This window comes from Achromobacter insolitus (assembly GCF_002209555.1).
Taxonomy (GTDB): domain Bacteria; phylum Pseudomonadota; class Gammaproteobacteria; order Burkholderiales; family Burkholderiaceae_B; genus Achromobacter; species Achromobacter insolitus.
In genome coordinates, this window is record NZ_NJIF01000001.1 from 659,233 (window position 1) to 679,945 (window position 20,713).

General features: G+C 66.1%; 15 protein-coding genes. 8 read left to right on the forward strand and 7 right to left on the reverse strand.

The window, feature by feature from the left end; genetic code table 11:
* From CEY08_RS02925 to CEY08_RS02945, 5 genes are all read right to left on the reverse strand, one after another.
* On the reverse strand, positions 1 to 657 hold the full coding sequence (locus CEY08_RS02925; protein WP_042796766.1) for a helix-turn-helix transcriptional regulator: 657 nt from the start codon (positions 655 to 657) through the stop codon (positions 1 to 3).
* Between the two features lie 53 nt (positions 658 to 710).
* Positions 711 to 2,156, reverse strand: coding sequence for an efflux transporter outer membrane subunit (locus tag CEY08_RS02930; protein ID WP_076815850.1), 1,446 nt, complete (start codon positions 2,154 to 2,156; stop codon positions 711 to 713).
* 15 nt (positions 2,157 to 2,171) lie between these two features.
* Entirely contained in the window at positions 2,172 to 5,276 is a 3,105-nt protein-coding gene (locus CEY08_RS02935; protein WP_042796765.1) for a MexW/MexI family multidrug efflux RND transporter permease subunit, read from the reverse strand.
* A gap of 16 nt (positions 5,277 to 5,292) precedes the next feature.
* Complete coding sequence (locus CEY08_RS02940) at positions 5,293 to 6,426, reverse strand: efflux RND transporter periplasmic adaptor subunit (RefSeq protein WP_076815852.1); 1,134 nt, start codon at positions 6,424 to 6,426, stop codon at positions 5,293 to 5,295.
* A 178-nt stretch (positions 6,427 to 6,604) separates the two neighbouring features.
* Complete coding sequence (locus tag CEY08_RS02945; RefSeq protein ID WP_042796764.1) at positions 6,605 to 8,575, reverse strand: BCCT family transporter; 1,971 nt, start codon at positions 8,573 to 8,575, stop codon at positions 6,605 to 6,607.
* 145 nt (positions 8,576 to 8,720) lie between these two features.
* Between CEY08_RS02945 and CEY08_RS02950 the strand changes: the two genes are divergently transcribed.
* On the forward strand, positions 8,721 to 9,101 hold the full coding sequence (locus CEY08_RS02950; protein WP_076815854.1) for a VOC family protein: 381 nt from the start codon (positions 8,721 to 8,723) through the stop codon (positions 9,099 to 9,101).
* 18 nt (positions 9,102 to 9,119) lie between these two features.
* Here the strand turns inward: CEY08_RS02950 and CEY08_RS02955 are convergent, their stop codons facing one another.
* Positions 9,120 to 9,743, reverse strand: coding sequence for a TetR/AcrR family transcriptional regulator (locus CEY08_RS02955; protein ID WP_063642057.1), 624 nt, complete (start codon positions 9,741 to 9,743; stop codon positions 9,120 to 9,122).
* A 130-nt stretch (positions 9,744 to 9,873) separates the two neighbouring features.
* Here CEY08_RS02955 and CEY08_RS02960 point away from each other — a divergent pair, with 130 nt between their 5' ends.
* Genes CEY08_RS02960 through CEY08_RS02970 form a run of 3 tightly spaced genes read left to right on the forward strand, consistent with a single transcriptional unit; the run spans position 9,874 to position 15,688 of the window.
* Entirely contained in the window at positions 9,874 to 11,070 is a 1,197-nt protein-coding gene (locus CEY08_RS02960; protein WP_076815856.1) for an efflux RND transporter periplasmic adaptor subunit, read from the forward strand.
* On the forward strand, positions 11,067 to 14,240 hold the full coding sequence (locus CEY08_RS02965; protein ID WP_076815858.1) for an efflux RND transporter permease subunit: 3,174 nt from the start codon (positions 11,067 to 11,069) through the stop codon (positions 14,238 to 14,240). The genes CEY08_RS02960 and CEY08_RS02965 overlap by 4 nt, the downstream gene beginning before the upstream one ends.
* Positions 14,237 to 15,688, forward strand: coding sequence for an efflux transporter outer membrane subunit (locus CEY08_RS02970; RefSeq protein ID WP_076815860.1), 1,452 nt, complete (start codon positions 14,237 to 14,239; stop codon positions 15,686 to 15,688). The genes CEY08_RS02965 and CEY08_RS02970 overlap by 4 nt, the downstream gene beginning before the upstream one ends.
* Before the next feature lie 57 nt (positions 15,689 to 15,745).
* On the opposite strand, the gene CEY08_RS02975 is transcribed toward CEY08_RS02970, so the two are convergent.
* Entirely contained in the window at positions 15,746 to 16,516 is a 771-nt protein-coding gene (locus tag CEY08_RS02975) for an IclR family transcriptional regulator (RefSeq protein WP_076815862.1), read from the reverse strand.
* Between the two features lie 257 nt (positions 16,517 to 16,773).
* Here CEY08_RS02975 and CEY08_RS02980 point away from each other — a divergent pair, with 257 nt between their 5' ends.
* From CEY08_RS02980 to CEY08_RS02995, 4 genes are all read left to right on the forward strand, one after another.
* Positions 16,774 to 17,787: a Bug family tripartite tricarboxylate transporter substrate binding protein gene (locus CEY08_RS02980; RefSeq protein WP_076815864.1), complete on the forward strand. Its 1,014-nt coding sequence runs from the start codon at positions 16,774 to 16,776 to the stop codon at positions 17,785 to 17,787.
* Entirely contained in the window at positions 17,787 to 18,671 is an 885-nt protein-coding gene (locus CEY08_RS02985; RefSeq protein WP_084738613.1) for a polysaccharide deacetylase family protein, read from the forward strand. Before CEY08_RS02980 ends, CEY08_RS02985 begins: the two co-directional genes overlap by 1 nt.
* Entirely contained in the window at positions 18,668 to 19,435 is a 768-nt protein-coding gene (locus CEY08_RS02990; RefSeq protein WP_076815866.1) for a polysaccharide deacetylase family protein, read from the forward strand. Before CEY08_RS02985 ends, CEY08_RS02990 begins: the two co-directional genes overlap by 4 nt.
* Positions 19,436 to 19,574: 139 nt before the next feature.
* A complete protein-coding gene (locus CEY08_RS02995; protein ID WP_076817954.1) occupies positions 19,575 to 20,711 on the forward strand; it encodes a C45 family autoproteolytic acyltransferase/hydrolase in 1,137 nt (378 codons plus the stop codon).
* Positions 20,712 to 20,713: the final 2 nt, after the last annotated feature.

Consider the following 20,713-nt stretch of genomic DNA (forward strand, 5'->3'; position numbering starts at 1 on the left):
TCATTGGGCCTTGTCGATGCGGTAGGCGCAGCGGCGCGCCCCTGTGAGTATGTGTTCTTCGCGCCGGACCCGGACGTCGTCGCCGAGAACCTTGTGGAAGAGCTCCAGTTCACTGCGGCAAAAGCCCATACAGGCTTTTGCCGCGGAACAGATCGGGCAATGGTTCTCGATGAAGAGGAAGTCCGGACCGTCCTTGCGCAGCTCGGCCATATAGCCTTCGGCGGACCGGACTTCAACCAGCCGCTCCAGCCGGTCCTTCAGGCTGCGGGCCCCTTGCATCGCCTGCCGATAGCCGTTGAGCATGGCTGCCTCGCGCGCCTGGATCAGCTTTTCGACGCCCTCTTCGCCAAACACCTGGCGGATGGCGCCGATCATCTGCACCGTCATTTCGGCATGCGTATCCGGGAAGCGGCCATGCCCGGCATCCGTCAGGAACCAGATCTGCGTGGGGCGACCCCGGCCCGCGCTATGGCTTTCCGAATCCACCAGCCCCTCCGCGTGCAAGCGGGTCATCTGCTGGCGCACGGCCTCGGCCGTCACATCCATGGCCCGGGCGATGACGGCGACGGACTGCGGGCCGCGCGTCTTCAGGGTCATGAGGACGCGGTCCGCAGGTTGGTGCTCCCAGACGACGGGATGGGACGGGCTGTCAGACATGGATGTGGATTCTCCGGATATTCGCCTATGGTGCCACGAACCGCGCCGGCCGGTCAGCCGGCGGCCGCCAACTGATCCGCCGGCGGTGCTTCCCATCCGCCGCCTAGCGCCTTGTACAGTGCGATCAGCCGGGTATAGGACTCGGTTTCGGCCACGGCGACGGCGTCCTGGGCGCGCAAAAGCGTACGCTGCGCGTCCAGCACCGTCAAATACGGGGCGCTGCCTTCGCGGTAGCGCAATTGCGCCAGTTCCGCCGCCCTGCCGCTATGGGCTGCGGCCTGCACCAGGCTGCCCAGGCGCTGCTGCGTCTGGCCGTACTCCGTCAGCGCGGCCTCTAGTTCCTCGACCGCGCGCAGCACGGTCAGTTCGTAGCTGGCGACGGCGCCGTCCGCGCGCGCCACGGCGCCGCGCTTGCGTGCCAGCGCCGTAGGCAGGTGGAATGCCGGCCAGTTGGCATTGGCCGCCACGCTGAACGCGCGGGTGGCCGACGAACCGAAATCCGCGCCGCGCAGAGCGACAAAGCCCAGGAACCCGCCCAGGTCGATACGCGGATACAGCTCCGCGGTCGCCACGCCCACATCCGCATTGGCGGCTGCCATGCCGCGCTCGGCCGCCAGGACATCGGGACGGCGCGACAACAAGGCGCTCACGTCGCCGATCGGCAGACGGGTTTCCAGGGGTGCCAAGGCCTTGCCGGCATCCAGTTCGCCCAGTTCCACCGGCCGCAGGCCCGCAAGCACCGCGATCCGGTACTGCGCCAGCCGCCGGGCGGCGATCTGCACCGGCACGCTGGCCTGCACGGTCTCCAGTTCGGCGCGCGCACTGGCCAAGTCGCCCTCGTCGCCGCGGCCGGCCGAGACCATGGCCTGGATCACCCGCAAGCTGTCGCGCTGGCTTTCCAGGTTGGCGCGCGCCACCGCCAGGCGTTGCTCCGCGCCCCGCAGCTCGAAGTAGTTGCGCGCGACTTCCGCGGCCACCACGATACGGGTCTGGGCCAGATCCGCGACCTGCGCCTCGCTACGCGCGGCCGCCCCCTCGGCCGCCCGGCGCAAGCGGCCGAACAGGTCCAGCTCCCAAGTGGCATCAAAGCCCGCCCGGTAGCTCTGCGCCAGGTTGCGCTGGCCACTGGCGCCGGCATTGGCCTGGGAAAGACTGCGCTCGTAGCCTCCTCCCAGCGTGACCGTGGGCAACTGGTCCAGTTCCTTTTCGTCCAGCACCGCCCGCGACTCCGCCAGGCGCGCCTGCGCGATGCGGATGTCCAGGTTGCGGGCCAGTGCCAGTTCAATCAACCGGTCCAGCTGCGGGTCCTGCAATTGTTTCCACCAGTCGCGCTGCAGCCGGTCGGTGGAGAACAGCCCCTGCTCCGGGCTGGCAAGCGTCACCGGCGCGGATTCGGGCTTCTGATAATCGGGTCCGACAGCGCAACCGGCCGTGGCCAGCGCGGCCAGCAGCACGGCCGCGCCACGGCGCACGCGTAGGGAAAGTTTTGAGTGCTTCATGATCGGTTCCTTCGGCTAAGCGGCGGTGCCAGGCACGGCGGCGTCCTCGGCCTGGGCCAGCGCCAGTTCCCGTGCGCGCGGCGTATCGTGGGCCGCGCGGTGGTCGCGGGCGAATACGGTATAGACAGTAGGCAGCACGAACAGCGTGAACAACGTGCCCACCAGCAGGCCCACCACGATGACCAGGCCCAGGCTGTAGCGGCTGTGCGCGCCCGCGCCGCTTGCGAACAGCAACGGGATCAGGCCCATGACCATGGCGGCGGTCGTCATCAGAATGGGACGCAGCCGGATGCGCGCGGCCTGCTCCATCGCAGTGCGCCGGTCCAATCCCTGGTTCACCTGCATCTCGTTGGCGAACTCCACCATCAGGATGCCGTGCTTGCTTATCAGGCCGATCAGCGTCACCAGGCCGATCTGCGTATAGATGTTGACGGTTGCCATGCCCAGCGCCAGCGGAATCAGCGCGCCGCAGATCGACATGGGCACGCTCACCAGGATGATGAAAGGATCGCGCAGGCTTTCGTACTGCGCCGCCAGCACCAGATAGATCACGATGATGGCGAAGATGAAGGTGATCATCAGCGCCGAGCCCTCCTGGCTGTACTGGCGCGCATCGGACTGCCAGTCGTAGCTGAAGCCGGCCGGCAACGCCTGCGCCTGGCGCGTCAGGAATTGCACCGCGTCGCCCATGGTGACGCCCGGCATGGGAATGGCCTGGAACGTGGCTGCGTTGAGCTGGTTGAACTGCGTGAGCTTGTTGGGCTCCACGCCCATGGACACGGTTACGATGTTCGACAGCGGCACCTGCGCGCCGCTGGCGCTCTTGACGTAATAGCGCGCCAGCGATTCAGGCGAAATGCGTTGCTCGCGCAGGCTCTGCGGAATCACGTCGTAGGAACGGCCGTCCATGCCGAAGCGGTTGACGTAGTTCTCACCCACCAGCACGGCAAGCGTATCGCCGATGGCCTTCATGGTGACGCCCAGGCTATTGGCCTTGGCGCGGTCCACCTTCAGCTGCACCACGGGATTGTTGTAGTCCAGGTCGCTGTCGACCACCATGAACAGCCCGCTTTCGCGCGCCGCCTTCTTCAGCTCTTCCATGGCCTCGTAGACGACCGGATAGTCGGACGCGCTCATGATGACCATCTGCACGGGCAGCCCGCCGGTCGATCCTGGCAGGGACGGCAGCTGGAAGGCGAAGATATTGCTGCCTTCCACCTGGTTGGCCATGGCCTGCATGTCGGCCTGGATCTGGTCGGCGGAACGGTGGCGCTTTTCCCAGGGCACGAAGTCCACGCCGCCTATGCTGTTGGACACACCGTCGGAGCCGTTGATCAGCCAACGCCCCTGCTGTTCAGGCAGGGTCTTCATCACGTCGTCCCACTTGTGGCCGAACTTCTCCACGTAGTCGATGTTGGCATGTTGCGGCGACTTGATGGCGGTCAGCACGGTGGACTGGTCCTCGACCGGCGCCAGTTCGCTCTGCGCGGCGTTGTAAAGGAATGGCAGGCTGGCCAGCACTGCCACGGCGACCAGGCCGGTCACCCAGCGATGGTGCAGCGATATGTCCAGAACGCGGCCGTAGGCGTCGCCCAGGCGCCCGAAGAAATGCTCGGCGCGGCGAGCCATCCAGCCTTCGGAAACGCGGTTATCCAACAGGAACGAGCTCATCACGGGCGACAAAGTCAAGGCAATGACGCCCGACACCACCACCGAGCCCGCCAGCGTGAAGGCGAACTCCTTGAAGAGCGTCCCGGTAAGTCCGCCCATCAAGCCGATGGGCGCGTAGACCGCGGCCAGCGTGATCGTCATCGCGATCACCGGCCCCGCCACTTCGCGCGCGCCGATCAGGGCCGCGCGCACCGGCGACTTCCCTTCTTCTATGTGGCGATGCACGTTCTCCACCACGACGATCGCGTCATCCACCACCAGGCCGATGGCCAGCACCATCGCCAACAAGGTCAGCAGGTTCACGCTGAAGCCAAACAGCGCCATGATGGCGGCCCCGCCCAGCATGGACAGGGGAATGGTCAGCACCGGGATCAGCACGGCGCGCAGGGAGCCCAGGCACAGGAAGATCACCACCACCACGATGGCGATGGCCTCGATCAGCGTGCGCACCACGCCGTCAATGGACGCGCTGATGAAACGGGCCAATTCGAACGGCACCTGCACGCTGGTGCCCGGCGGCAGGTTCTGCTTGATGTTGGGCAGCAACTCGTTCAGGCGCTTCACGATCACCAGCGGATTGCCCACCGGCGTGGCGTTCAGCCCGAAGTACACGGCAGGCTCGCCGTCCATCAGGCCGCTGGAATCCGTGGACGCGGCGCCCAGTTCCACAGTGGCCACGTCGCCCAGGCGCACTATCGCATCGCCCTCGCGCTTGACCACCATATCGCGGAATTCCGCGACGTTGACCAGGTCCGTGTTGACCTGGATGTTGGAGACGACATACAGGCCCTTGGCCTGCCCTGGCGCCGCCTGCACGTTGTTGTCGCGCAGCGCTTCGGCCAGCTCGCCCGCGGAGATGCCGCGCGCGGCCATCCGGTTCGGGTCCAGCCACACCCGCATGGCCAGCTTCTGCCCGCCGTACAGTTCCACGCTGGCCACGCCATCGATGGACGACAACTGCGGCTGCACCACGCGCGACAGATAGTCAGTCAGGGCAGCAAGAGACAAGGTGCTGCTGGAAAAGCCCACATAGGCGACCGCTGTCGCCTCGCCGGCAGACTTGACGAGCACGGGATCGTAGACGTCTTGCGGCAAGCGATACTTGACCTCGTTGACCTTGGCCATCACCTCGGTCATGGCCTTGTTGGAGTCGGCGTTCAGCTTCATGCGCACCGTGATCACGCTGCGGCCCTGGGTGGACGAGGATGACAGATAGTCGATGCCTTCCACCGTGGCCACCGATTGCGCGATGGGCTGGGTGACGAAGCCTTGCATCAGGTCGGGCGAAGCGCCCGGGTATTGGGTGGTGATCGTGATGGTCGTGCTTTCGGTCAACGGATATTGCCGTACCGGCAGCCCGCTCAGGGCCTTGATGCCCAGCAGCAGGATCAGTGTGCTGACCACCAGCGCCAGCACCGGCCGGCGTACGAAGAGATCGGTGAATTTCATGTGCTTCTCCGCGATCTCACCGGATCTGGGCCAAAGTTTGCTTCGCGGCATCCAGCGCCACGGTGTCCTCGGCGCTGACCTCCACCGCCGCGCCGTTGTGCAGGCGCAGTTGGCCCGACGTCACCACCTGATCGCCCGCTTGCAGTCCTTCGGTCACGACGACACGGCCGCGTACCCGCTCCGCCGTCTTCACGTAGGCCTGCCGCACGGTCGGCGCGGACGCTTGCTCGCCCGCCTTGGGCGGATTCAGCACGTAGACGGAGTCGCCATAAGCGCTATAGCTGACCGCCGTTTCGGGCACGGTGATCACGTCGGGACGCGCGGGCAGGCCGATCTGGCCCTGGGCGTACATGCCTGCCGCCAAGGCGCCGTCGGGGTTGGGCAGGGTCGCCTGCACCCGCACGGTACGCGACCCCGCATCCACCTGCGGCTCCACGGTGCTGACGCTGCCTTCGAAGACGCGTCCCGCGTGGGCATCCACCGTGACCGCTACCGGTTGCCCAATGCGCAGCGTGCCCATGGCCTGTTCTGGCAGGGTGATGTTTGCGTACATGGAGGAAGCGTCGGTCAGCGACACCAGCGGATCGCCGGCGCGGGCGAATTGGCCCAGATTCACGCGCCGCACGCCCAGCACGCCGTCAAACGGCGCCTTGACGCGCTTTTGTTCGATCAATGCCTGCACCCGCTTGATGTCGCCCGCAGCCTGGTCGTAGTCGGCCTGGGCCTGGTCCAGCTGTTCACGCGTGGCGGCCTGCTGCGGCAACAGGCGGCGCGTGCGGTCCAGCAAGGCGCGCGCGTTGCGCGCCTGCGCCTGCAGGCGCGCCAACTCGCCTTGCTCGGGGGCATCGTTCAACTGCACCAGCAACTGGCCGGCCTTGACCTGCGCGCCAGACGCGAACAGGATCCGATCGACCCGGCCGTCCACTTCGGCCGCCACCTGCACCTGGCGCGCCGCTTCCAGCGAGCCGATGCCGCTCAGGGTCACGGGGAAGTCCGCTAGCCGGGCCGTGGCCACCGCGACTTTGGCAGGCGCCATGGCCCAGCCGCCCTTCTGCTGCGCGCCCCCGTACTTCCAGTACAGCCCGCCGCCCACCAGCGCTACCGCCAGCGCCAAGGCCCCCGCGGCCCACGCTCCTGAATTCGCCTTCATGATTGACTCGCTATTTATCAAAGAATGTTCTTGGATAATCCACGATATCGGGCATTTCGTCAAAAGGGTTAATCCAATCCCTGGCATAGCGGCGAACTATGACCCGCAAACCCCTGCAACGCGTATGGGCAAAAAAAAAACCGCCAGCGAGCTGGCGGTGTCATGGGGCGCGGCGCGGTCAGGTCCGCACCATATGCAGGTAATGGCGGTGGCGCTCGTATTGGTCCAGGATGTCGCCGATCACGGCATCGCGGCTCCAGCCCATGATGTCGTAGTCTTGCCCGCCTTCCCGCAGGTGGACCTCGGCGCGGAAGTACTTGCGTTCATCCTCGTCCGCCGCTTCCTCGGGGGTGAGGCTGGGACGCACGAAGGCTTCCGGCTGCACGGCATAGGAAAAATCCAGATGCTCGCCATGCGAAACCTCCATGATCACGCCTTCGTCGTTGCCGTGTTCGCGCACGTCCACTTGATAGCCCTGCTTGCGCAATTCGTCCGCCACGTCTTCGAGCGCGGGGCGCACCACGTCTCCGATGAAGCGCTGCACATGGGCGCGGCGCGGCATCATGACCATGTTGCGCAAGCGCCGCTCCCAGGACTGCCCGCCACGCGCGGGACGCGACAACGTCAGCGACTGGTAGCGGATGCCACGCTTGGTCGCGTCCAGCTTCAGCGCCTTGAAGAGGCCCCACAGGGACAGCAGAAGGATGATGGAGAATGGCAGCGCGCTGGCGATGGTGGCGGTCTGCAAGGCGGTCAGGCCGTCGGCCAGCAGCAGCGCGATCGCCACCGCGCCCATCAGCACCGACCAGAAGATGCGTTGCCACACGGGCGTGCGATCCGAGCCGCCGGACGCCAGCAGGTCGACCACCAGCGCGCCCGAGTCGGCCGAGGTGACAAAGAACACCGCCACCATCGCGATGGCGACGACGGACAACACCCCGCTCCAGGGCAATTGCTCAAGAAAGGCGAACAGCGCCAAGGAAGAATCGGCCTGCACCACTTCGGCCAGGCCCTGCACCTTGTCGACCAGGATCATGTGAATGGCGGTATCGCCGAACACCGTCATCCAGAACAAGGTGAAGCCGGCCGGCACCAGCAGCACCCCGGTGACGAATTCGCGAATGGTGCGGCCGCGCGAGATGCGCGCGATGAACAGGCCGACGAAGGGCGACCACGCGATCCACCAGCCCCAGTAAAACAAGGTCCAGCCACCGATCCAGTCGGTAGGTTCGTAGGCGTACAAGTTGAAGGTCTTGTTGACGATGTCCGACAGGTAGGCGCCGGTGTTCTGCACGAAGGTCTGGAACAGGAACACCGTGGGGCCGACCACCAGCACGAACAGCAGCAGCACCGCGGCCAGCACCAGATTGGTCTCGGACAGGATGCGGATGCCCTTGTCCAGGCCGCTGGCCACCGACAGGGTCGCCAGGCCGCAAGTCACGATGACCAGGATAATTTGCGTGGTCACGCCGACCGGCGTGCCGAACAGGTGGTTCAGACCGCTGTTGATCTGCGCCACGCCCAGACCCAGGGAAGTGGCCACACCCAGCACCGTGCCGATAATGGCGAATATGTCCACCGCATGTCCGATGGGACCGTGGATGCGGTTGCCGATCAAGGGATACAGCGCCGAGCGCAAGGTCAGCGGCAAGCCGTGCCGGTAACTGAAAAAGGCCAGGATCAGCGCCACCACTGCGTAGATGGCCCAGGCGTGCAGCCCCCAATGGAAGAACGTGATCTTCATCGCTTCGCGGGCTGCGACGGCCGTGCCTCCTTCGCCCACGGGCGGCGATATGAAGTGCATCACGGGCTCGGCCACGCCGAAGAACATCAGGCCGATACCCATGCCTGCCGAGAACAGCATCGCGAACCAGGTGAAGTTGCGGTAGTCGGGTTCGCTGTGGTCCGGCCCGAGCTTGATGTCGCCGTAGCGGCTGACCGCCAGGAACACCACCGCGATCAGAATGATGGCTACGACCAGGATGTAGAACCAACTGGCGTTGCCCAGTATCCAGCCCTGCACGGATTCAAACAGGCTTTGCGCCGCCTTGGGCGCCAGGATGGCGAATCCGACCAGCAGCAGCGTGAACACGGCCGCGGGAAAGAACACGGGGCGATTGATGGTGGATGATCGGGTTTCTGAAGTCATGCAGCAGCTCCTTTCGCCCGAGGGTTGGAAAATCCAGCGAGCGCCCCCCTCAGTCCGGCCGCGCGCCGCAAGTATTACTATCACGGCGCAAGGCCGTCTGACAATCTGAAACCTCAAACCGGGCCGGCCTCAGGAGAGATATCCCATGATCGATCACCTGGACCATCTGGTCCTGACCTGTACCGACCCCGACGCCACGGTGGATTTCTACACCCGGATCCTGGGCATGCGCCTGGAAACCTTTGGCGAAGGCCGCCAGGCGCTGCGCTTTGGCAACCAGAAGATCAATCTGCACGTCCGTGGCCGCGAGTTCGAACCCAAGGCCCACCTGCCCGTGCCGGGCGCGCTGAACCTGTGCTTCATTGCCGACAGGCCGCTGGACGAGGTGATCGCCCAGCTTGCCCGCGAGGGCGCCCAGATCATCGAAGGCCCGGTGCCGCGCACTGGCGCCACCGGCAAGATCCGCTCGGTCTACCTGCGCGACCCGGACCTGAACCTCATCGAAATCTCGGAACTGCTGGCCTGAGGCTGCCGTCCGGCCACGCTACTGCGGGCTGGATTCGCCAAAGACCACGCTGCGGAAGAAACCGGCCAGCACGGCCTCGGTCATTTCGGGCGTGACGGCCTGCGGGTCGAAGGCATAGCTGAACTGCATGCCATCCGACAAGGCCAACAGGCCCAGCGCCAGCTGTTCCGGCGGCATGCGTAGCGGCGTACCGACGCGTGCCGAGAACTGGCGGATGTATTCCGTGGTGGCTTCGCGCAGTTCCCGCATACAGGCGGTGAAACCCACCCGGAAATCGGGATCGCGGGCCGCCTGGAGCTTGGCTTCCATCCACAACAGGAAGCAGTCGTTCTCGCGGTAGTGCGTGGAGTAGTACTCCAGCACGCGGGCTTCCATCTGCGGACGCGATTCGCCGTCCTCGAAAATGGCGCGCATGTCGCTCATTACGCTTTCGTGATCGCGCCTGAGCAACTGCAGGAAGAGTTCGGACTTGCTGGTGAAGTTGGAATAGAAGGCCCCGCGCGTATACCCCGCCTGCTCGGCGATGTCCTCCACGCTGGTGGCCACAAACCCCTTGGCAAGAAAAATCGATTGCGCAGCGTCGAGCAGACGCTGACGCGTCTGATCACGGCTCTGCTCTCGCGTAAGGCGGACTTTTGACATGGCGGGAGTTTAGCACTGGCGGCCATTTCAGATTCAATGTTGAATCTGGATTCATGACTGTATTAGAATCCAGGCCGTATCGGGCCGCAATCGGCCCTTGTTCCCGATTTCTCGCGCCGCGAGGTGTTACGTGAATTGCCCTGGCCCTTGCGCGCGCCTTGCCGCGCGCCCCGGCGCGGCTGCCCCCGCGGCACCGCCCCCGCTCTCCCCCCGCCTGGTCCGCTGGCCGCGCCTGCTGTCGCTGTCGGCTACCGCGGCCATTGCGTTGCTGATCGCAGGCTGCGGCCGCAACGAGCCGCCGCCGCCCGCGCCGCGGCCCGTGGTCGCCATGCCGGCCCATGCGGACGAACGCCTGCCGGCCTGGACGTTGCCTGGCGAAGTGCAGGCGCGCTACAGCACCCCCCTGTCATTCCGGGTGAGCGGCAAGATCATCGAACGCCAGGTCCGTCTGGGCGATACCGTCGCCCCCGGCCAGATCGTTGCGCGACTGGATCCGGCCGACGCCGCCAAAAACGCGGCCAGCGCCCGCGCGCAGTTGACGGCCGCCCAGCACCAGCTGGAGTACGCGCGTCAGCAACTGGACCGCGATCGCGCCCAGGCCCGCGAAAACCTGATCGCGGCGACCCAGCTGGAGCAGACGCGCAACGCCTACGCCGCGGCGCTGGCGCAACGCGACCAGGCGCAACAACAGGCGGCGCTGGCGGCCGACCAGCTGAAATACACCGCTTTGCAGGCTGACCATGCCGGTGTCATCACCGCCGAACAGGCGGACACCGGACAGAACGTGGCCGCGGGCGAGCCGGTCTACAGCCTGGCCTGGTCCGGCGACATCGACGCGATCTGCGACATTCCGGAAAGCGTGCTTGCGGGGCTGTCCATCGGCCAGCGCGCCAGCGTCAGCCTCGGCCCCCTGCCCGGCCAGACGTTTGCTGCGGTGCTGCGCGAGATTGCGCCTGCCGCGGATCCGCAAAGCCGCACCTACCGCGCCAAGCTCACGCTGGAGGCCCCCACGCCGGATGTGCGCCTGGGCATGACGGCCAACATCAGCTTCGACAACCGTTCCGGCGAAGGCCTGGCTACCTATACCGTGCCCGCGACCGCGCTGTTCCACGACGGATCCGCGCCCGCGGTGTGGATCGTCAAGGCAGGCGACGACACGCTGGAATTGCGCCGCGTCGAAGTGCTGCGCTACGACGCCCGCACCGTCACCCTGTCCAAAGGCCTGCAGGCCGGCGAGCGCGTGGTGTGGCAGGGCGTGCATGCGGTGGCCGCGGGCGAAAAAGTCCGCGCCGTGCCGCCGTTGCATCCCGAGGACTTTGCCTCATGAACGGCACTCAACCGGATGCCGTGGCCCAGGGACGCCGCGATGAGGAAGGCCGATTCAACCTGTCGGCCTGGGCGCTGCGGCACCAGCCGCTGGTCATTTTCATCATCACGCTGATCACGCTATTCGGCGTGCTGTCCTACTCGAAACTGGCGCAGTCCGAAGATCCGCCCTTCACCTTCCGCGTCATGGTCATCAAGACGCTCTGGCCTGGCGCCACCGCGCAACAGGTGCAGGAGCAGGTCACCGACCGCATCGCCAAGAAGCTGCAGGAAGCCCCCAACACGGACTTCATGCGCAGTTATTCGCGGCCCGGTGAATCCCTGATTTTCTACACCATGAAGGACTCCGCGCCCGCCAGCACCGTGGCCGAGCAGTGGTACCAGGTGCGCAAGAAGGTCGGCGACATTTCGGCCACCCTGCCCCCGGGCGTGCAAGGCCCGTTCTTCAATGACGAGTTCGGCGACGTCTACACCAACATCTACACCCTGCAAGGCGACGGGTTTTCGCCCGCCCAGCTGCGCGACTATGCCGACCGCCTGCGCACCGTGCTGCTGCGCGTACCGGGCGTGGCCAAGGTGGATTACTTCGGGGATCAGCCCGAGCATATCTACATCGACATTTCCAACACTCAGCTGACGCGGCTGGGCGTGTCTCCGCAGCAGATCGCGCAAGCCATCAACGGGCAAAACGCGGTAGCCAACGCAGGCACGTTAACGACCGCCGACGACCGCATCTTCGTACGGCCTACCGGCCAGTACGCCAACAGCCAGGCCCTGGCGGACACATTGATCCGGATCAACGGCAAATCGATCCGGCTGGGCGATATCGCCACCATCCGCCGCGGCTACCAGGACCCGACCGTCGAACAGATGCGCCTGGGTGGCGGCCCCGTGCTGGGCATAGGCATCACGATGCAGCCGGGGCGCGACGTCGTGCACCTGGGCCGCGCGCTGGGCGCCAAGTTCGATGAGCTCAAGGCCCAGCTGCCCGCCGGCCTGATGCTGAAGGAAGTCTCCAGCATGCCCAAGGCCGTGTCGCACTCGGTGGACGACTTCCTGAGATCCGTGGCCGAGGCAGTCGCTATCGTGCTGGCCGTGAGCCTGGTGTCGCTGGGCTTGCGCACCGGCATGGTGGTGGTCATTTCGATACCGGTGGTGCTGGCGGTCACGGCGCTGTTCATGGACATGTTCGGCATCGGGCTGCACAAGGTATCGCTGGGCACGCTGGTGCTGGCGTTGGGCCTGCTGGTGGACGACGCCATCATCGCCGTGGAAATGATGGCCGTGAAGCTGGAACAGGGCTGGAGCCGCGCGCGGGCCGCCGCGTTTGCCTATACCAGCACCGCCTTTCCCATGCTGACGGGCACCCTGGTCACGGTGGCGGGCTTTCTACCTATCGCGCTGGCCAAGTCCAGCACCGGCGAGTACACGCGTTCCATCTTCCAGGTGTCCGCCATCGCGCTGATCACCTCGTGGTTCGCCGCCGTCGTGCTGATTCCGCTGCTGGGCTACCGCATGCTGCCCGAGCGCAAGCGCGAAGCGCATCTGCCGGACGACCACGAGCACGACATCTACGACACCCGCTTCTACCAGCGCTTGCGCGGCTGGGTGGGCTGGTGCGTGGACCGCCGCTACCTGGTGCTGGGTGGCACGGTGCTGGTGTTCGTGGTGTCCATGGCCTGCTTCCGCTTCGTGCCCCAGCAGTTCTTCCCCAGCTCCGACCGCAGCGAACTTTTGGTGGACGTGCGCCTGCAGGAAGGCGCCTCGTTCGCGGCCACGCTGCGCCAGGTCGAACGCCTGGAAAAGGTCTTGGAGGGCCGCCCCGAGATCGATCATTCGGTCAGCTTCGTCGGCACGGGCGCGCCGCGCTTCTACCTGCCGCTGGACCAGCAGCTAGCCACGCCGAACTTCGCCCAATTGGTCATCACCACGCATTCCGTCGAAGACCGCGAGAAGCTCGCCCAATGGCTGCAACCCGTGCTGCGCGAGCAGTTCCCGGCCATCCGCAGCCGCCTGTCCCGCCTGGAGAACGGTCCACCGGTGGGCTTCCAGGTGCAATTCCGCGTCAGCGGCGACAAGATTGCGGACGTGCGGGCCGTGGCCGAGCAAGTGGCGGCCGAAGTACGCGCCGATCCCCGCTCGACCAATGTGCAGTTCGACTGGGACGAACCCTCCGAACGCTCGGTGCGCTTTGAGATCGACCAGCAGAAGGCGCGCGAACTGGGTGTCAGTGCCAGTGACGTGTCGGATTTCCTCGCCATGACGCTGTCGGGCTATGCCGTCACGCAATACCGCGAACGCGACAAGCTCATCACCGTCAGCCTGCGCGCGCCGCAGGAAGAGCGGATCGACCCCGCGCGCCTGACCACCCTGGCCATGCCCACGCCCAACGGCGCGGTGCCGCTGGGCAGCCTGGGCCACCTGCGCTACGGACTGGAGTACGGGGTCATCTGGGAACGCGACCGCCAGCCCACCATTACGGTGCAGGCGGACGTCGCCGCCGGCGCGCAGGGCATAGACGTGACCCGCGCCATCGACGCCAAGCTCAACACATTGCGCAGCGGATTACCGGTCGGCTATCGCATTGACGTGGGCGGTCCGGTCGAGGAAAGCGCCAAGGGGCAGTCCTCCATCAATGCCCAGATGCCGCTGATGGCCGTCGCCGTGCTGACCCTGCTTATGCTGCAGCTGCAGAGCTTCGCCCGCGTGCTGATGGTCGTGCTGACCGCGCCGCTGGGATTGATCGGCGTGGTTGCCGCATTGCTGCTGTTCGGCAAGCCATTCGGCTTCGTCGCCATGCTGGGCGTGATCGCGATGTTCGGCATCATCATGCGCAACTCTGTCATTCTGGTGGATCAGATCGAGCAGGACATCGGCGCCGGCCACAAGCGCGTGGACGCCATCGTCGGCGCCACCGTGCGGCGCTTCCGGCCGATCACCTTGACCGCCGCCGCCGCCGTACTGGCCCTGATTCCGCTCTTGCGCAGCAACTTCTTCGGCCCCATGGCCACCGCCCTCATGGGCGGCATCACGATTGCCACCGTGCTGACGCTGTTCTTCCTGCCAGCGCTATACGCGGCGTGGTTCCGCGTCCGCCACGACGAACGCGACGAGCCCGAAGGCGTGCCGCCTGGCGCCCACGCCGGCGACACGGCGGAAAGGGGAGCATGACGATGCGCAGATTTCCACGACACCTGGCCGTCCTGCCGTTGACGCTGGCGCTGGGCGCCTGCGCCTTCGCGCCCAGCAGCAAGCCGCCTGCCGTCGCGCCACCGGCGCAATATGGCGTGGAAGCCACGCCCGCCGCGAGCGCCAACGCCCAAGGCGTGGCGCAGCGCTTCGAACAAGGCGCACGGCCCGTGCCGCAATGGTGGAAGCGCTATGGCTCGGACGCCCTGAACGCGCTGGTGGCCGAAGGCCTGGCCAACAGTCCGGACCTGGCGGCCGCCGAACGCAATCTGGCAGGCGCGCGCGAGCAACTGCGCGGCCAGGTGAATTCATCCTTGCTGCCTTCGGTGGATGCGGGCGCGGATGTCTCCCGCCGGCGCGCGCTGACCATGCCGAACCTGCCCGAACCGACCGCGCAATACAACGTGTTCACCGGCCAGATCCACGCCAAGTACGACCTGGACCTGTTTGGCGCGGCGCGCTTCGCCAACGACTCGCTCGCGGCGCAGGTCGAGCAACAGGCCTTCCAGCTGGAATCGGCGCGCCGTTCGCTGGCCAGCAACATCGTGACGGGAGCCATCACGGCCGCCGCGTTGGCGGAGCGCGTCGCGCTGACTGAAAAGCAGGTGGTGCTTGCGCGGCAGGTGGCGCGCGATACGCAGCGCCGCTACGAACTGGGTTCGGCATCGCAGAACGATGCCCTGGACGCGGACCAGGACGCCGCCACGCTGGAAGCGTCCCTGCCGGGCCTGCGCGCCCGCTGGCATGCCACGCGGCATGCGCTGGCGGTGCTGTTGGGCCGCAATCCCGATCAGGCGCCGGCCGACCTGGCTTTCAGCCTGTTGGCCGTGCCCGAGCAGGTACCGGTGGTGGTGCCGTCCGAACTGCTGGCCGCGCGTCCGGACATCTTGTTCGCCGACGCGGTGGTCCAGGCCGCCGCGGCCGACGTGGGCGTCGCCACCGCGCAGCTGTTTCCCAGCCTGTCGCTGTCCGCGTCCATGGGCAAGGGCGGTTTCAACTGGCCGGCGGCAATGTCTGGCGCAGGTGCCATCTGGGCGATCGGCGCATCGCTCACGCAACCCATTTTCCATGGCGGGGCGTTGCTGGCTGAACGTGACGCGGCCAAGGAGCGCTACGAGGCCGCCTTGCTGCAATACAAGCAGACCGTGCTGACAGCCTTTCGTGATGTGGCCGACACGCTATCGCGACTGGACGCCGACGGGCAGGCGTTGGCCTCGGCCGAAGCCTCGCGCCGCGCCGCGGAGCAGTCCTACCGCAACACCGCCAGCCGCGTACGGCTGGGCGCGCTGGCACCCTATACCGAGTATGCGGCCGAACAGCACTACGTGGCGGCGCGCTTGCGCGAGATCGAATACGCCAGCGCCCGCCTGACGGAAACGGCCGCGCTGTTCCAGGCGATGGGATCACCGGCAGACGCGGCACTGCAATAGACGCGCGGGGCCGCGCGCGGCTGTGACGATGGCGGCCTGGCGAGCAAGCCTTCGCGCTCATGGCGCGGGGGCCAGTTCCTTCATGCGGGTAGCCAGCGCCAGGGATTCGATGCGGCGGGCGGCGGACTGCAGCAGGGACGCGGTCTTGTCCTGCGCGATGGTGTTGAGCCGGGTGGCAAGAAAGGTGACGGTCAACGCGCCGAATACGCGACGGTCTTCCTGGAACACCGGCACCGCGATGCCCGCCCGCTCCGGCGATATCTCGCCTACCCCAAGATAGAACCCCTGTACCCGGATCCTGTCCAGATAGCCGGTGAACTCGGCCTGCGTCCCGCCCAGGCCGAGGTCGCGGATTTCGTCTGCATGCGCGTCGTACAGGCGGCGCTGATCCTTGCGCGGCAGGAAGGCCACGATGGTCTTGGCCGTGGCGCCGCGAAACAGAGGATGGGCGCGCCCGCGGCCGTGCGGAATGCCCAGTTCGTCCGGCCCGCGCTCGTGGTGGATGTTGAGAATGCGCAGGCCGTGGATCACGCTGAGCAGCACGTCCCCGCCCACCTGGTCCACCACCTCGCGCATGATCGGCCGCGCCACGCCCAGCACCGGATCGCCGTCGATGATGAGGTGGTCCAGTTCGATGATGCGTGGCCCCAGCTTGTAGCCCTCGCCCGTCACGCGCAGCAGATACCCCAGGTCCGTCAGGTCGCGGATGTAGCGATAGCCCGTAGGCGCCGAATACGACAGGCGCGAAATGATTGCTTCCGCCGACAACACCGGGGTTTCGAGGCTGAAGAGGTCAAGAATCGCGAGGGCTCGCTTCAGGGTGGACATGGCGGTCGTGGTCGGGAACAACGCGGGATCGGGCGCAGCGTATCACACGGGTCCGGGGACTCCCGCAGGCATCATTGAGCAAGGCTATCGCCCCTCGCAAACCTACAAGTCCACACCTATCATTTTCTGTATTTTTATCATTTATAGATAAAAAATAATTGGATAAATTAATTTTTTATCGAATAATGATATTCACGAACCTACCTGCTTGATAGGAAAAACGGCTTGAACGGGCAATAACACCGAGGGGAACATCCATGAAACAGTCATTCAGTACCAAAAGCGGCGTCAGTCGCCGGCATTTCCTGGGCGCATCGGCCGCCACGCTGGCCGCCGCGGCCCTGACCCGTCCTGGCCGCGCCTGGGCAACCGGTTATCCGGCCGAACGCGCCCTGCAGTTCATCGTGCCCTTCCCGGCCGGCGGCGGCACCGACCTGGTGGCGCGGCCCCTGGCCCAAGGCATCGGCGAAGCGCTCAAGCAAAGCGTGGTGGTCATCAACAAAGGCGGCGCCGCGGGCAACATCGGCACTCAGCAAGCAGCAAGGTCCGCGCCGGACGGCTACACCATCGCCCTCGGATCCACCGGCACTCACACGGTGAACCAGAGCCTGTACGAAAACATCGGCTACGACCCCGTCAGGGATTTCGAGCCGGTATCCATGGTCTGCTACTACAACAACGTGCTGGTGGTACATCCGTCGTTTCCCGCCCGCACCCTGCAGGAGCTGGTGAGCATCATCAAGGCCAATCCGGGCAAGTACTTCTACGGCATTACGCAGAACGGCAGCTCCGCGCACCTGGCCATGGAACTGCTCAAGGCGACGGCGGGCCTGGACCTGCCCGGCGTGCCTTACAAGGGCGCGGCGGCGGCGGTCAATGACTTCCTGGGCGGACAATTCCCCATCCTGATGGACGTGGTGATCAACCAGCAGCAATTCATCCAGGGCGGCAAATCGCGGCCGCTGGCGGTCACCTCGGCCCAGCGCGCACAGGCCCTGCCCGACGTGCCGACCGTCGCGGAGTCGGGCTTCCCCGGGTATCAGGCCATAGGCTGGAACGGCGTATTCGTGCCCGCTGGCACACCCGCTTCCGTCATCCAGACGCTCAATGGCGCCGTGCAAAGCGCGCTCAAGCAGCCGGCCATGGCGCAACTGACCAAGAACGGGCTGGAACTGCATGGCAGCACGCCTCAAGAGCTGGGCCGGTTCGTCGCCACAGAAAGCGAGAAGTGGCGCGCGCTGATCAAGAACGCGAACATCAAGGCCACCTGATGCAACGAATACCCTATGGCGTCCCGCTGGACGCGCAAGCCAACCCCTGGCTGCCGCTGGACGGCGAGCTGCGCGCGCAAGGTCTGCGCGCCCCGGGCGCTGCCACGGTGCGCGCGGTGGTTTGCGTCACCGTACACGTGGACGGCCCGGCTGTGGAGGTCGGCCGCAAGCAGTTCCCGGCCGGACCGCATACCGCTGGCCGCTATGCGATACGGCGCGGCGTCCCCAGGCATCTGGAAATCCTGGCGCGCCACGGCATGCCAGCTACATTCTTTGCCTGCGGCTACGACGTCGAGCACTACCCCGCCACCTTCCACGACATCCTGGACGCAGGCCATGAGATCGCGGCGCACGGCTATCTGCACGAAGCCTGGGATCTGGGCGAGGACGAGCCGGCCCTGCTGGAAAAGACCCACCGCATCATCCAACGCGAGCTGGGTGTGACGCCCGCAGGCTGGTGTTCGCCCTCCGGCCGCAAGAGCCATCGCACCCTGCCCGCGCTGCGGAGGCTGGGGTACTGCTACGACGCCAGCGAAAAAGACCAGGACCGTCCCTACGTGCCCGCGGACATGGCGGATTTCGTCATGTTGCCCAACAACACCGTGTCGCTGGACGATTACCCCTTCTATTTCTCGGGCCACAGCCTGGCAGCTGAAGCCTATGACAACTGGGTGCAGGAGTTCGAGGCGCTGCGCCAGGCCGAAGGCTATGTGCACCTGACCGTGCACCCCAAGGCCGCCGGCGGTTCCGGCACACCCGCCCGCGCCGCCGCGATGGACCGCTTTCTTGCCTATGTGGCCGCCCAGCCCGATGTGCACGTCATGACGCTGGAAGCATTGGCGCGGCACTGCCTTGCCCGTCCCGACGCCTGGAGAAGCGCATGAGCGCCGACAAAACCGTACTGGTCACCATCAACGTGCAGGGCATCGGCCCCGAAGCCGCGACCCAACCCGAAACCTCGCTGCACGGCCGCGACGCGCATGGCCGCTACACCTATGGCGGCGGACTGGCTCGCTTGCTGGACATGCTGCGGCGCCAAGGCATCCGCGCGACGCTGTTCTGGCCGGTGTTCGAAGCCGAACGCTGCCGCGATCTCTTGGAACAAAGCCTGCACGACGGCCACGAGGCCGCGTCACAAGGCAATGCTTTCGAAGACCTGCCTTCGTTGGGCGCGCGCGAAGGCGAGGTGCTGGAACGGGCGCGGGACCGATTGGCGGAGCTGATAGGCTCAGCGCCGCAAGGCTTCCGCTACCCTGGCGCGTTCAGCGCCAACACCGTGCCCCTGCTGCGCCAACTTGGCTATCGCTACGACAGCAGCGCGATCGACGACGACGCTCCTTATGCGCTGGACGCGGACGGCGGCGCCGGCATGGTGGAACTGCCTTGGAGCGAAGGCCTGTGCGACGCGACGCACTTCAGCCGCCGCGTCACCCAGGACCGCGCCTACGCGCACTGGGTGGAACAGGGCGATGCGCTGCTTGCCGCCGAAGGCTATGCCTGCCTGACCCTGCACCCGCGCGCGGACAACGGCGTCGGGCGCGCCGCGCGGCTGCAAAAGGTGGAACAGTTGCTGGAGCGTTTTCGTGCCGCGGGCGCCGCGTTCAAAACCTGCTCGGAATTGGCCGCCGCCCACGCGCCAGCACGCTGAACCCAAGGCGGCAGTCCCACTGCACTGGTAAACCCTGAGCAATATTGGCGCCAAAATAAGCTAACATTTTTTCGCCACGGAATTTCCGATTCAGATTTTCACCCACCGATTGCACGGCGCCCGGCGCCGGCCCATGTCCATGACCCAGATCACCCAATTTCCCTTCGTATCGGTTTCGGGCGCGCCCGAAGCCCGCGGCCGCTCGTATGGCCAGCAAGCCGCCGACCGCGTGCGCAAGAGCGCCAGGATGTATGGCCAAACGCTGGTCGACCTGGGCTATGACGCCATGGCGCGCACCGCGCTCATCAACGGCTTCGCCCGCGAGATCGAGAACTTCGCGCCGCATTACCTGGAAGAAATGCGCGGCATCGCCGCCGGCGCGGATGTGTCCTTCGAAGACATCGTGATGGTCAACGCCCGCACCGAAGTCATCGCCAAGGCTCGCGCCGAAAAGAAAAAAGCCGCCGAACTGGAGCCCGGCGACGGCTGCACCGGCGCGCTGATCCTGCCGACGCGCTCCGCCAACGGCCGCCTGATCCATGGGCAGAACTGGGATTGGCGCGCGGAATGCGCCGAGACTGCCATCGTGCTGCGGGTGCGCAACGACAACGGCCCGGACATCCTCACCTTCGTCGAAGCGGGCGGCCTGGCGCGCAGCGGCCTGAACAGCGCCGGCGTCTCCATTACCGCCAACTACCTGGAATCCGACCGCGATTTCCGCCAGTTGGGCGTGCCGCTGTCGCTGATCCGCCGCAAGGTGCTGGAACAGGAACATTTTGCGCTGGCCATCAAGGCAGTGGCGACCACGCCCAAGTCCTGCTCCAACAACATCATGATCGGCATGGCCGCGGGCTTCGGCGTGGACTATGAGTGCACCACCGACGAAGCCTTCCCCATCTATCCAGGCAGCGATGACCTGATCGTCCACGCCAACCATTGGGTCAGCGAAGTAGCCCTGACGAAGCTGCGCGATACGGGCCGCGCCAGCACACCGGAAAGCGCCTATCGCGATTGGCGCGTGCGCCGGTTGCTGAACGAGCAGACCAAGCTGACGCGCAAAGACCTCAAGCGCGCCTTGTTCGACGACTTCGGCTCGCCCTACTCCGTCTGCCGTCCGCCACGTCCTGGCAGCCATGACAACCTGTCCGCCACGGTCGCGATGGTCATCATGGAGCCGGAGGCCGGGCTGATGGAAGTCGCGCCCCTGCCGGCGCTGAATCGCAGCTTCACCCGCTACAGCCTGAACGCCGAACCCGAACTGCTGGCCGCCGCCTGAAG

What these genes read in the sequence shown, in the direction of transcription:
- CEY08_RS02925 (WP_042796766.1), bottom strand. Translation starts at nt 657, where the DNA reads ATGTCTGACAGCCCGTCCCATCCCGTCGTCTGGGAGCACCAACCTGCG.
- CEY08_RS02930 (WP_076815850.1), bottom strand. Translation starts at nt 2,156, where the DNA reads ATGAAGCACTCAAAACTTTCCCTACGCGTGCGCCGTGGCGCGGCCGTG.
- CEY08_RS02935 (WP_042796765.1), bottom strand. Translation starts at nt 5,276, where the DNA reads ATGAAATTCACCGATCTCTTCGTACGCCGGCCGGTGCTGGCGCTGGTG.
- CEY08_RS02940 (WP_076815852.1), bottom strand. Translation starts at nt 6,426, where the DNA reads ATGAAGGCGAATTCAGGAGCGTGGGCCGCGGGGGCCTTGGCGCTGGCG.
- CEY08_RS02945 (WP_042796764.1), bottom strand. Translation starts at nt 8,575, where the DNA reads ATGACTTCAGAAACCCGATCATCCACCATCAATCGCCCCGTGTTCTTT.
- CEY08_RS02950 (WP_076815854.1), top strand. Translation starts at nt 8,721, where the DNA reads ATGATCGATCACCTGGACCATCTGGTCCTGACCTGTACCGACCCCGAC.
- CEY08_RS02955 (WP_063642057.1), bottom strand. Translation starts at nt 9,743, where the DNA reads ATGTCAAAAGTCCGCCTTACGCGAGAGCAGAGCCGTGATCAGACGCGT.
- CEY08_RS02965 (WP_076815858.1), top strand. Translation starts at nt 11,067, where the DNA reads ATGAACGGCACTCAACCGGATGCCGTGGCCCAGGGACGCCGCGATGAG.
- CEY08_RS02970 (WP_076815860.1), top strand. Translation starts at nt 14,237, where the DNA reads ATGACGATGCGCAGATTTCCACGACACCTGGCCGTCCTGCCGTTGACG.
- CEY08_RS02975 (WP_076815862.1), bottom strand. Translation starts at nt 16,516, where the DNA reads ATGTCCACCCTGAAGCGAGCCCTCGCGATTCTTGACCTCTTCAGCCTC.
- CEY08_RS02980 (WP_076815864.1), top strand. Translation starts at nt 16,774, where the DNA reads ATGAAACAGTCATTCAGTACCAAAAGCGGCGTCAGTCGCCGGCATTTC.
- CEY08_RS02985 (WP_084738613.1), top strand. Translation starts at nt 17,787, where the DNA reads ATGCAACGAATACCCTATGGCGTCCCGCTGGACGCGCAAGCCAACCCC.
- CEY08_RS02990 (WP_076815866.1), top strand. Translation starts at nt 18,668, where the DNA reads ATGAGCGCCGACAAAACCGTACTGGTCACCATCAACGTGCAGGGCATC.
- CEY08_RS02995 (WP_076817954.1), top strand. Translation starts at nt 19,575, where the DNA reads ATGACCCAGATCACCCAATTTCCCTTCGTATCGGTTTCGGGCGCGCCC.